Consider the following 12,265-nt stretch of genomic DNA (forward strand, 5'->3'; position numbering starts at 1 on the left):
CGAATATGTCTTCGCCATACCGACGCCGTCGTTTCTCTGTATTGATGCTGTTGATGCTGTGGTGGTGGTCGCCCGGACAGGCGTCCGCCCTCGCACAGCGGGTGGTCAGCCTGGCGCCGCACGCCACCGAAATGGCTTACGCCGCCGGACTCGGCGAGCAGTTGGTCGGGGTCAGCGCCTGGTCGGATTATCCCGACGCCGCAAAGCATATTGAACAGGTGGCGAACTGGCAGGGCATCAACATTGAACGCATTCTGGCTTTGAAACCAGATCTGATTCTGGCCTGGCGCGGCGGCAACGCCCAGCGGCCGTTAGAACAACTGGCGGCCTTCGGCATACCGATCATTTATCTCGACCCGACGACGCTGGAGGAGATTCCACGCCAGTTGGAGCAACTGGCGGCCTACAGCCCGCATCCTGAGATTGCCAGACAGTCGGCCCGGTCGTTCCGGGCACAGTGGCAGGCGCTGGCGCAGCGTTATGCCGCCACCCCGCCGTTGCGGGTATTTCTGCAGTTCGGCGCCCAACCGCTGTTCACCTCATCCCGCGCCACATTACAAAGCCAGGTTGTAGCCCTGTGCGGCGGCGAGAATATTTTTGCCGATAGCACCGTCGCCTGGCCGCAAGTCAGCCGCGAACAGGTGATTCGCCGTCAACCGCAGGCCATTGTGATCGGCGCGCCGGTGGATGTGGATATCGAGGAAAAAACGCGCACATTCTGGCAGCCGGCGCTGGATGTCCGGGTGATAGCGCTAAACGCAGACGAGTTCAGTCGTCCCGGCCCCAGACTGATGCTGGCGGCTAAACAACTGTGTGACAAATTAGCGGTGATACCGCGCTAACGGCATGCTGGTTTTCACCATAAAAAAACCCGTGCGCCCTGAAGGCCACGGGTTTTTATTGCAGACGTCAACCGTCAAACGCTGAATGACGAACCACAACCACAGGTTGTTTTGGCGTTAGGGTTATGGACGACAAACCGGGCTCCTTCCAGCCCTTCCGTATAATCCACCGAACCGCCGAGCAGATATTGCAGGCTCATCGGATCCACGACCAGCGACACGCCCTGTTTCTCAATGGTCATGTCCCCGTCGTTCACTTTGTCGTCGAACGTAAAACCATACTGGAAACCGCTGCAACCACCGCCGGTGATATACACCCGGAGTTTCAGTTCTGGATTTTCTTCATCAGCAATCAGGAGTTTCACCTTATTCGCCGCCGCATCGGTAAACTGCAGAGGCAATGCTACATCGTCGCTCATTTCACTTACTCCCAGCCAAATATCGGGCCATACGTTGTCAGCCCCTGTTATATCGTCTCATTATCCACCACCCCTCCAGCGCGTTCAAGGCTTGCCCGATGCGGCGGCGGCGTCAGCCTCCATCTGCCGCTGCAACGTGCGGGCCAAAATCGATGAATACAGCGGTTTGCCGCCCAGAAACTGCGCCACCAGCGTAGCGCCGAGGCAGGTGATGATCATCGGTAGAATCAACTGATAGTTATTCGTCATTTCCAGCACCAGTACGATGCCGGTCAACGGCGCGCGCACCGAGGCGGCGAACAACGCCCCCATCCCGGCGACGGCGAAAGTTCCAGCGCTCAATCCATAATCGGGGAATACATGGCCGCACGTCATGCCGAAAGCGGCGCCCAACAACGTTCCCAGCGACAACATGGGCGCAAAAATACCGCCCGGCGCGCCGGAGCTAAAACAGAGCAGCGTCATGCCGACTCGCGCGACAAAAATCGCCAACAGCATAGCAATGCCGTATTGCCCGGCGGCAGCGGCCGGGATCAGCGCAAAACCGCCGCCAGTCGCCTCACTGAACGCCAATGTCAATAAACCGGACACGCCCCCGACCAATGCGCCAATCATCAAAAAACGACGCATGGAATGGCCATGGAAACGGATAAATCGCGCCTGCGCACCCAGTACCAGCGCGTTAAATAAGACACCTACGGCGCCGAACAGCGCACCCAACAGCAGATAAAGCCATAACGTCCCTACCGGCGCCGATGCCAGACGGCCGACATCAATAACCGCCTCATCCCCCTGGAAAAACCGGTATACGATGCTGGCCATGATCACGCCGATAAACACCGCTTTGATGGAAATCAGGTTATAGCGGAACTGCGGGCGCATCTCTTCAATAATGAACAGAATCCCCGCCAACGGCGCATTGAATGCAGCGGTCAGCCCGGCTGCCGCCCCAGTCGCCAGCAACGAATGGCGGATATCGGCACGGCGCAGCGGGAACAGATCCGCCACCATGCCGCCGACATTCCCACCGATTTGTACCGTCGGCCCTTCACGCCCCAGCACCATACCCGCGCCCAGCGTCCCCATACCGCCGAAAAACTTCACCGGCAGCACCCGCCACCAGCGCACCGGGCGCATATCCTCCAGCGCGCCTTCGATTTCCGGAATGCCGGAACCGCCCGCTTCCGGTGCAAAACGACGCACCAGCCAGTACCCCGCCATCGCCAGTAATGCCGAGACCACCATCGCCATCGGCCAGACCCAGTAAGATCCGCCCCATCCGGATAACCATTCGGTTCGTGATTGGTACACCCAACTCACCGCCTGATTAAAACCCACGCCGACGAAACCGACCAACGTCCCGGTGATTGCCGCCAATATCAGAATGAGTACCGGCGTTTTATCGCGCCGAAGAATATGCCGGATAGCCTCGCGCCGTAGCGGTACAGCAACAGAAGAAGAAAACATGCCGTTATCAGAAAAAAGCCAAACATGGCGAAACATTCTAGAGCCTCAATCCCGGCCTTGCCCAGCATAAAACACGTTGATCCGGCAGCGAAATGTAGCCAATGATTTCACCGCGTCATCCCTCTTCCCCATCTATTTCTTTTAGACACAACGCATTGCGGAGGGACACAGGGTGTATCACTCGATTAGAATGAGCGCCACCGCTATGCAATTCTTCAAGTCAGGGATCCGTAATGAATAAATCTGAAAGTCTGTATGCCGCCGCGCGGCAGTTGATTCCCGGCGGCGTCAACTCGCCGGTGCGCGCATTCAACGGCGTCGGCGGCGTACCGCTGTTTATCGAACGAGCCGAAGGGGCCAGGCTCTATGACGCAGACGGCAAGGCCTATATCGACTATGTCGGATCCTGGGGGCCGATGGTGCTGGGTCATAACCATCCGGCGATCCGTCAGGCGGTGATCGCCGCTGCCGAGCGCGGCCTGAGTTTTGGTGCGCCAACCGAAATGGAAGTCACCATGGCACGGTTGGTGACATCGCTGGTGCCGAGTATAGACATGGTGCGCATGGTCAATTCAGGCACCGAAGCCACTATGAGCGCGATTCGACTGGCGCGTGGTTTTACCGGTCGCGACAAAATCATCAAATTCGAGGGCTGCTACCACGGTCATGCCGATTGCCTGCTGGTCAAAGCGGGTTCCGGCGCGCTGACGCTGGGCCAACCCAACTCGCCCGGCGTACCGGCTGATTTCGCCCGTCATACGCTGACTTGCACCTACAACGACCTGGCTTCGGTTCGTGCGGCGTTCGAGCAATACCCGCAAGACATCGCCGCCATTATCGTCGAACCGGTCGCCGGCAATATGAACTGCGTACCGCCGCTGCCGGCGTTTCTGCCGGGGTTGCGGGCGCTGTGCGACGAATTCGGCGCACTGCTGATTATCGATGAAGTGATGACCGGGTTCCGCGTGGCGCTGGGCGGCGCGCAAGCCCATTACGGCGTCAAACCTGATCTAACCTGTCTGGGTAAAATTATCGGCGGCGGGATGCCGGTCGGCGCATTCGGCGGCCGGCGCGACGTCATGGAAGCACTGGCGCCGACCGGGCCGGTCTATCAGGCCGGTACGCTGTCAGGCAACCCTATCGCCATGGCGGCCGGTTTCGCCTGCCTGACCGAGGTCGCCAAGCCCGGCGTACACCAGCAGTTGACCGCGTTAACCCAACAATTGGCGCAGGGGCTGCTGGATGCGGCCCGCGCGGAAAATATTCCGCTGGTCGTCAATCACGTCGGCGGCATGTTTGGCCTGTTCTTCACCGATGCCAAACGTATTGCCAGCTATCAGGATGTGTTGACCTGCGATGTGGAACGTTTCAAGCGGTTCTTCCACCTGATGCTGGCGGAAGGCGTCTATCTGGCGCCGTCCGCCTTTGAAGCCGGGTTCATGTCGCTGGCGCATACCGGGCAGGATATCGAGCAGACCGTTGCCGCCGCTCGTCGTTGCTTCGCCCAGTTGTAACGTATCGCCAGGTTGCCTCACGCCAATGCGGCGGGCCAACTTGCCCCGCCGCATTTCCTTTACCAGACCGCTTCGGCATCACCGGCTGAACATCGAGTTGCATACCCTCAGGTCAAGCGGCGAATGTGATAACCCACTCACCGCAATACCGGCGACGACGCGCTCGCCACGGTGACTCCCATCGGCATACGTATTTACCGGGCCTGACGGCGCAGCAGCCAGATAAAATAAGGCGCGCCGATAAACGTCGCTAGCAACCCGGCCGGGATCTGGTTCGGAAACAACAGCGTGCGGCCACACCAGTCCGCCAGCGTCATCAACCCGCCGCCCAGCAGCGCGGCAAACGCCATCTGCGGTACCACGCGGTTAAAACCCAGCATGCGCGCCAGATGCGGCGCCATCAGGCCGACAAAACTCATCGGGCCGACAACCATGGTCGCGACCGCCGTCAGCACCGACGCCAGCGCCAGTATCGCCAGTCGTACCGGCGTCGCCGCCATACCGAGCGAACGTACCGTCATCGTCCCCAGCGGCAGCAGTTGCAACCAGCGTTGACATAACGGCACAACCACCACGAGCGACGATGCAGCCAGCGCCGATACCAACGCCTGAACAGGCGTAACCCGATACGTAGAACCGGAAAGCCAGGTCAACAGCATACCGGAACGCGGATCGCCGCTCGCCAGTACCAGACTGATCAACGTGGTAAACGCCGTACCGATGGCGATCCCCACCAATAACATGCGCTGCGAGGAAAAGACGCCGCCCCACCCCGCCGTCAGCATAATCATCAGCAACGTGCCCAACGCCCCCGCACTACCGGCGGGCAGCATCCAGGTCAGCGCATCGCCCGGCATCAGAAACAGCAGCACGACGACGCCCTGCGCGGCACCGGCGCTAACCCCAAGTACCTCCGGGCTGCCCATCGGGTTTCCCGTCAGGCGCTGGATCAGCGCGCCCGCCACCGCCAACATCACGCCGGCGCTCAATGCCGCCAGCAGCCGCGGCCAGCGCCAGGGCAACAGCGACGATAACGCATCGCCCGTCGCCCAAGACCAACCGCCGACGTCACGCCCCAGACACAGCGCCGCCACTACCGCCAGCCCGGTCAACCCCAAGCCGGCCAGCCACCACCATCCCCACGTGAGCGCGTTCCCGCAACACAACAGGGCCTTCCGCCACCGCCGAGGGTACGGACGTGCGTAAACGCGGCAACAGCCATAACAACAACGGCGCTCCCAGCAGCGCCGTCGCCGCGCCGGTCGGCACATCGAGCCATACCGTCGCCAGCCATTGCAACAGTTGATCCGTCAGACACAGCAGCAATGCGCCCAGCGACGGGGCCAGCCACAGCCGCTGGCTGAGGCGTCTGGCCCCCAACATTTTCGCCATCAGCGGAGCGAACAGGCCGATAAAACCGATAATACCTGCCGCGTTCACCCACTGCGCACTCAGGAAAATGGCCAACAGCAGCGTGCCGGCGCGCATTAACGCCAGCGCCAGCCCCAGATTGCGGGCCACATCATCATCCAGGCCCAACAACGTCAGCGGCCGAGCCAGCAGCGACGCCATCAGCAAACCGCCAAGCAACATCGGCCAGACCCGATTCACCACCTGCCAGTCCTGCTGATTTAATGCGCCGCTGCTCCACAGGAACAGATTGGTCAATTGCTCATAATGAAACAGCGCCAGCAACTGGCTCACCGCGCTGCAATACAGACTGAGCACCAACCCCGCCAGAATCAGCGTGACCGGCGACAGCCGCCGCCCCCAGGCCACGCCGAACACCAGCCCGCCCACCAGCAAGGCTCCGGTCATCGCCGCCAACTGCGCCGTCAGCTCGCCGCCGGGCAACGCCCACAAGGTGGCGACCGTCAAGCCCAATTGCGCACCGGTCGACACCCCCAGCGTGGAAGGTTCCGCCAGCGGATTACGCAATACCTGCTGAAACAGCACCCCCACCAGCCCCAGCCCGGCGCCGACCAATAACGACAGCGCCAGCCGCGGCAGCAGGCTGTAATGGAATAAGACCTGACGAATATCGTCGTCGGCGGGCGCAAACAGCCCCTCAAACCACAGCGAGAACGGCAATTGCCGCCCCAGGTTATAGCCGCAAAGAACGATCGACGGCAGCAGCAGCCCCAGCAACACGGTAACGAGCAAGGGTGAGGGCTTCGCCGGAGAAACGGTATTGACCGTATTGGCCATAGTCATGATGCGTTCTCCATCGCCCGCTCTAGCACCCGGCAAAGTCGCATCGCCGACAGCGTCGCGCCATAAAACCATACCGGCTCGACACGCTGGCAGCGGCGCGCCCGAATAAACGGCATCGCCTGCCACAGCGGTGACGCCGCCAGACGAAGCATCTGGCTATCGTTACCGTGATCAAAACAAATCGCATTGGCATTGCTGACCGTCGCCAACTGCTCAATACCCACCACGGCGCTGCCCCAGAAATTGGTCTCTCCCTGCCAGGCATTTTCAATATCCAGTTGATCCAGCACATTCTGGAACAGGCTGTTCTTGCCGATGACCACGACATGGCGATCATCCACCACGGAAAACATCAACAAAGGACGGTGTGTATAAGGTTGCAGGCGGATACGCGCTTGCTGCATGAATTGCGCAAACAACGTCAGGTGGCGCTCGGCGGCATCGCCAAGGCCGAGTGTAGCCGCCAGCGACACCAACGATGCTCGCGCAACCTGCAACGGGTTGCCGCCATCGCTGAAGGCAATGCTCAATGAAGGGGCAATCGTCGATAACTGCTCCGGCGACGGGCCATACCCGGCGGAATAGAGCAACAACGACGGGCGTAAACGGGCCAGCAGTTCCAGATTCGGTTCGGTACGCAACCCCACATCGATAACGTTGTCCGGCAACACCGGCGCGTTAACCCACTGCCGGTAGTGATGCACGTCCGCCACGCCGAACGGGGTAACGCCCAGCGCCATCAGTAATTCCACCGGCAGCCACTCCAGCGCCACAATACGCCCGATCTCCGGCGCCGAAGATCGACCATGCAATGGAAAACACCAGGGAGCCAGCAGCATCGCCGTCAACAGACGACGACGCACGATGTCTGGTCGATGGAATACCGGTGAAATCATCGTCATGATCAACACACAAAACTTACCGGCGTACCCTGCGCCGGGTGCGGCATAACCCCCATCGGGATGCCGTAAATCGCTTCCAGCACCGGCGGCTGCATCAGTTGCTCCGGTGTGCCCTGTGCCACAATCCGCCCCTGCCGCAACGCCACCAGATAATCGCAATAGCGCGCGGCCATGTTGATGTCGTGCAGTACCGCGATCACCGTCAGACCGCGCAGCTGGCTCATACGCTGGATCAGCGCCAGCACCTCCACCTGATGCGCGATATCCAGCGCCGATGTCGGCTCGTCCAACAGCAGACAGCGGCTATCCTGCGCCACAGTCATCGCCAGCCATGCCCGCTGGCGCTCGCCGCCGGAAAGGCTATCCACCAGCCGGTGAGCGAACGGCGTCAATCCCACCATATCGATGGCGTCATCCACATGACGATGATCTTCGCGGCCAAGGCGCCCTAACGCACCATGCCAGGGGTAGCGCCCCACGGCGACCAGTTCGCGCACCGTCATGCCATCAGCGGCCGGCAGTTGCTGCGGCAAATAGGCAACCTGGCGGGCAAACGACTTATTGTTCCAGGCCGACAACGCCGTTTCCGACAGCAGAATGTCACCCGATGCAGGAGATTGGTGCCGTCCCAGCATCTTCAGCAAGGTGGATTTTCCGGAACCATTGTGACCGAGAAGGCCGCAGACGCGGCCGGCGGGGAACGTCAGCGTCAGCGGATGCAACAGCACCCGATCCGCCACGGAAAAACTGACGTTTTCGACCCGAAACGTCACGCCTGAGGAGATGTCTTTATTTTGCATAACCGTCTTTTGGTGTTGCGATGATCAATGACGCACCGCACAAAGATGCGAACGATAATGATTATTATCAATCTTGAATGATAGGCGTAAGAACGGGAGGTTAGCAACCGATTTAACCCTGCGTCGCCTCGCTTGCGATGATAAATCAGACCGGATTCCCGGACGGGTGGCACCGGTTTATGGCGATCCAAACAGCCCACGGAAACCGCCGCCGCTAACAAAAAAAACGCCCATCGGATAACCGACGGGGCGTCTGGAAGATAGGTCGATGAAATACCGCGATTACTTACCGAACATCTGACGGATCCAATCCGGTACGCTGCTGTCCTGTTGCTGGCTGCCCGGCTGATTATCAGGCGTTCCCGGCTGCGGCTGCTGGCTGGACTGACACAGCGCCTGCGGGTTGTCCGTCCATACCGGCAGCGCACGTCCGGCGCTACCGTTACAGATGAAGTTGCCGCCGCCATCCACCGACATGGTGCTGATCCCCTCCGGCGGCGTCAGCATCAACGGCAATGGCGTCTCGTTCTCCAGATAACGACGGTAGATCGTCAGTGCGCCGTTGGCGCCGGTCAGCTTCGCCGGCCCGTTGTTATCGCGTCCAACCCAAGATATGACAACCTCTTTACCGTCGACGCCGGCAAACCAACTGTCGCGCAGATCGTTAGTGGTACCGGTTTTCCCCGCCAGATGATAATTACCGAATTTCACCATCAGCGACCGGGATGTCCCGCGTTCGACCACCTGTTGCATGCCATACAGCGTCAGATAAGCCGCCTGGCTGGGCACCGCCTGTTCCGCCTGCGGGAAGCTCTGGTACAGAACCTTGCCGTCCTCGGCAATCACCGAACGCAGCGCCGAAAGCGTCGCCCGGTTGCCGCCGCTGGCAATGGTCTGATACTCCTGCGCCACCTCCATCGGCGTCAGGCTGATCGCCCCAAGCAGCATAGCGGGCACCGTTTGGATCTGCTCTTTCGGTATGCCCAGCCGTTGCAAGGTGGCACTAATCTGATCCAGCCCGACGGCCAGCCCCAGATTAACCGTCGGTACGTTGAGCGAGTTGGCCAGCGCATCCACCAGCATTACCCGGCCGCGGAATTCACGATCGTAGTTTTTAGGCTCCCAAATGGTGCCATTCTGCTGCTTCAGCGATATCGGCTCATCCGCCAGAATGGTATTCAGACGGAAACGCTCCGGCATGCTGAGCGCCGTCAGGTATGTCGGCGGTTTCGCCAGCGACCCCACCGGTCGACGTGCCTGCATGGCTCGGTTGAAGCCCGCGAACTGCGCGTCGGAACCGCCCACCATGGCGCGCACCTCGCCGCTGAACCGGTCGACCACCACCATGGCGGCCTCCAGATCCTGCACATTACGCGCCGCCCGCAGCGCCGGAATACCGTCGCTCACCGCCTTCTCGGCAGCGTCCTGCGAGACCGGATCCAGCGTGGTGAAAATCTTCACGCCGGACAAATCGTTGACTTTATCGCCCAGCCGCTGTTGCAGTTCCTGGCGCACCATCTGCATAAACGCTGGCTGTGGGCTGATGACTCCGCCTTTCGGCTGCACGCCCAGCGGGCGGGCGCTCAGCATGTTGTACAGGTCTTCATCGATAATTTGCTGATTTTGCAACAATTTCAGCACCAGATTACGACGCTCCAACGTCACCTGCGGATTACGCCACGGGTTGTACAGCGACGCCCCTTTCACCATCCCCACCAGCATCGCCTGTTGATCCAGACTCAGCTCGTTCACCGGACGGCCAAAATAATACAGGCTGGCCAACGGGAAACCGCGGATCTGATCGTTGCCGCTCTGACCGAGATAAACCTCGTTCAGATACAGTTCCAGAATGCGATCCTTGCTGTAGCGATAGTCCATGATCAGCGCCATGTAGGCCTCATTGGCCTTACGCCACAGCGAACGTTCGTTGGTCAAAAACAGGTTTTTCACCAGCTGCTGGGTAAGGGTACTGCCGCCCTGCACCGCACGCCCCGCCGTCAGGTTCGCCACCAACGCGCGCGCAATGGAATAGAAACTGATGCCGTCGTGTTCATAAAAATGGCGGTCTTCGGTCGCGATCAGCGTCTGCACCAGCAAATCAGGGAAACCGGAACGCTGCACGAACAGCCGCTGCTCGCCATTAGGCGACTGCAACATGGTGATCAGCTTGGGATCCAGACGGAAAAACCCGAAGCTACGCTGATTCTCGAGGTTCTGGATTTGTTGCAGTCGATCGCTGCTGAAAGTCATTTTGGCGCGGATCTGCCCTTCTTTGCCGTCCGGGAAATCAAACGGTCGCCGCAGGATCTCGATACTATTGGACTGGACGGTGAACTCACCCGGCCGGGTGATGCGATTAACCTCGCGGTACTGCATGCCCTCCAGCAGGTTGACCATCTCCTTTTTGCTGTAGGCCATGCCCGGTTCAAGGTTGACCATGCGGCCATAAACCGTTGCGGGCAGCTGCCAGACTTTGCCGTCAATGCGGCCGCGAATTTCGCTGTCGAGATAGACGCCATAAGCCGACATCACAATCACGAAGATCAGGAACAGGCGAATCATCAGCCCCAGCAAACGCCGTTTCTTGCGTGGCCGCCGGCTCATTGCTTCTTCCTCTTCATCATCGTCGTCATAATCGTCTTCGTACTCCTCGTACTCGTCGTCATAGTCTTCATCCTTACGACGTCGGGCCGCCGGGCGGCGGAGAGGTTTTCGTCGTGACGCACTTGCCTTGCGTCCGATGGGTTCGCGGTCATCCCGAGACATTTACAGTGACTTCTCCATCAGGTTACTGACGGCCGCGGATTCTCTGCCGTGGCCGCCTACTCTGCGTCCCCCTTCCCATACCCGGAAGAGGGAAACATCTGAAAAAAACGCCGGGAGCGTTTTTTAACGTCGCGCCAGCGACGGCTCCCCGAGCCAGCCACACGGATGTGGCGAGTACAAAAAACGCCGGGAGCGTTTTTTAACGTCGCGTCAGCGACGGCTCCCCGAGCCAGCCACACGGATGTGGCGAGTACAAAAAACGCCGGGAGCGTTTTTTAACGTCGCATCAGCGACGGCTCCCCGAGCGAGCCACACGGATGTGGCGGATAAGAAACCGGCCCGGCCTCCAGCCACAGACAACCGGTAGGGCCCGAGCCGTGGCACTCCCCTATTGCTGATACTTTTTGGTTCGTCTGGTCGGTATGGCGTTCGCCGGATCATCCGGCCAGACGTGCTTCGGGTAACGCCCTTTCATCTCTTTTTGTACTTCACGATAGGCGCCCTGCCAGAACGCAGCCAGATCGCGGGTAATCTGCAATGGCCGCTGCGCAGGCGATAACAATTCCAGCACCAGCACCACGCGCCCTTCCGCCACCGATGGGCTTTGCCGCTCACCGAACATTTCCTGCAGACGCACCGCCAGCACCGGCGGCTGTTCCCACTGATAACGAATCGGCAAACGACTGCCGCCCGGCACAGTGTAATGGCTGGGTAAAGCGCTATCCAGGCGTTGCCGCAACGGCCAGTCCAGCAGACGCAATAGCGCGTCGGTCAGATCGACCTGCTCCAGCGCCCGGCGATCGCGCACACCGGACAACGACGGCGACAACCAGGTATCCAGCGACGCCAACAGCGCGTCATCATCCGCCAACGGCCAGGCCACCTCCGGCAACCAGAGCCTGGCGCAGAGCAGTCGCTGGCGCAGTTGCGTCGCGCTATCGCTCCAGTTCAACACGCTCAGTCCCTGTTCACGAATCCATCCCAGCATGGCCTGTTGCCATTCCTCATCGGAAGGTTTAGCCAGCGGCTGAACGCGCAACGTTAATTCGCCGAGTCGGGTGCGTCGGCTGGCGCGCAGGGTACCTTTTTCTGCATCCCAGTGCACCTGATTCTGCTGTGTCACCAACGCCGGATGATGTTGCGTCAGCCGCTCGATATCCACCGCCAACGCCAGTTGAATCCGCGCATCGGCGCTGTTCGGGCTCTGCATCAACGCCGGCGCAATCAACCATTCGGCGGCGGATAACGCCTCCTCCGGCGGCAGGCTGGCGCCCGTGCCGTTAGCCAGCAGGTAACGACCGTCCCGGGAACGCTGTTGCGCCACCCGATCGGGAAAAACCG

At 60.3% G+C, this 12,265-nt stretch carries 8 protein-coding genes and 1 pseudogene; 2 read left to right on the forward strand and 7 right to left on the reverse strand.

All coding sequences use genetic code 11. The features are described from left to right. Positions 1-5 precede the first annotated feature (5 nt). Positions 6-842 (forward strand): vitamin B12 ABC transporter substrate-binding protein BtuF, encoded by an 837-nt coding sequence (gene btuF, locus DPA2511_RS14440; protein WP_023638407.1) that lies wholly within the window; start codon positions 6-8, stop codon positions 840-842. Positions 843-916: 74 nt separating this feature from the next. On the opposite strand, the gene erpA is transcribed toward btuF, so the two are convergent. Beyond that, positions 917-1,261 (reverse strand): iron-sulfur cluster insertion protein ErpA, encoded by a 345-nt coding sequence (erpA, locus tag DPA2511_RS14445; RefSeq protein WP_015854491.1) that lies wholly within the window; start codon positions 1,259-1,261, stop codon positions 917-919. 84 nt (positions 1,262-1,345) lie between these two features. Then, positions 1,346-2,728 (reverse strand): H(+)/Cl(-) exchange transporter ClcA, encoded by a 1,383-nt coding sequence (gene clcA / locus DPA2511_RS14450; protein WP_026595203.1) that lies wholly within the window; start codon positions 2,726-2,728, stop codon positions 1,346-1,348. 233 nt (positions 2,729-2,961) lie between these two features. Here clcA and hemL point away from each other — a divergent pair, with 233 nt between their 5' ends. Continuing rightward, on the forward strand, positions 2,962-4,242 hold the full coding sequence (gene hemL, locus DPA2511_RS14455) for a glutamate-1-semialdehyde 2,1-aminomutase (protein WP_015854493.1): 1,281 nt from the start codon (positions 2,962-2,964) through the stop codon (positions 4,240-4,242). A gap of 194 nt (positions 4,243-4,436) precedes the next feature. Here hemL and fhuB read toward each other — a convergent pair. The 5 genes and pseudogenes from fhuB to DPA2511_RS23985 all read right to left on the reverse strand — a co-directional run. Then, positions 4,437-6,450: pseudogene (gene fhuB, locus DPA2511_RS21875) on the reverse strand (Fe(3+)-hydroxamate ABC transporter permease FhuB). A 2-nt stretch (positions 6,451-6,452) separates the two neighbouring features. Next, positions 6,453-7,358: a Fe(3+)-hydroxamate ABC transporter substrate-binding protein FhuD gene (gene fhuD, locus DPA2511_RS14465; protein ID WP_015854495.1), complete on the reverse strand. Its 906-nt coding sequence runs from the start codon at positions 7,356-7,358 to the stop codon at positions 6,453-6,455. 2 nt (positions 7,359-7,360) lie between these two features. Continuing rightward, positions 7,361-8,158: a Fe3+-hydroxamate ABC transporter ATP-binding protein FhuC gene (fhuC, locus tag DPA2511_RS14470; RefSeq protein ID WP_015854496.1), complete on the reverse strand. Its 798-nt coding sequence runs from the start codon at positions 8,156-8,158 to the stop codon at positions 7,361-7,363. A 282-nt stretch (positions 8,159-8,440) separates the two neighbouring features. Then, on the reverse strand, positions 8,441-10,924 hold the full coding sequence (gene mrcB / locus DPA2511_RS14475) for a bifunctional glycosyl transferase/transpeptidase (protein ID WP_015854497.1): 2,484 nt from the start codon (positions 10,922-10,924) through the stop codon (positions 8,441-8,443). A 388-nt stretch (positions 10,925-11,312) separates the two neighbouring features. Then, on the reverse strand, positions 11,313-12,265 hold a 953-nt coding region (locus tag DPA2511_RS23985; protein ID WP_035049773.1), incomplete at its 5' end, for an ATP-dependent helicase C-terminal domain-containing protein.

The sequence above is a fragment of the Musicola paradisiaca NCPPB 2511 genome (assembly GCF_000400505.1).
GTDB lineage: Bacteria > Pseudomonadota > Gammaproteobacteria > Enterobacterales > Enterobacteriaceae > Musicola > Musicola paradisiaca.